The sequence below is a fragment of the Mesorhizobium sp. M8A.F.Ca.ET.208.01.1.1 genome, assembly GCF_004791315.1.
Classification (GTDB): Bacteria; Pseudomonadota; Alphaproteobacteria; order Rhizobiales; family Rhizobiaceae; genus Mesorhizobium.
In genome coordinates, this window is sequence record NZ_SRUT01000266.1 from 1 (window position 1) to 312 (window position 312).

The following is a 312-nucleotide window of genomic DNA, read 5'->3' on the forward strand; positions in this document are numbered from 1 at the left end:
CGACTATGCGCTGTCGGTCACCACGACCGGAGATCTCACGACCGGCGACAAGCCGTTGCCGGAAAAACTGACGCTCGCCCAGGGCAAGCGTCAGTCGCTCACCTTCCCGCTGGTCGCCAAGACCGCGGGCGATGCCTCCGTCACCGTCAAGCTCGCGCATGCCGACGGCACCGCGGTCGAGCAGACGCTCTATCTGCCGGTGCGCCCGGCACAGCTTCCGGTCACCACCCGCATGGTGGTCGACCTGAAGCCGAAGGGCGGCTCGCTACGCGTCGACAAGGAATTGCTTGCCGCAAGCGTGCTCGACGGGGC

General features: G+C 67.3%; 1 protein-coding gene. It reads left to right on the top strand.

Features of this window, described 5'->3' with window-relative positions; translation table 11 throughout:
* On the top strand, window positions 1-312 hold a 312-nt coding region (locus EN851_RS35235; protein ID WP_135931109.1), incomplete at both ends, for a hypothetical protein.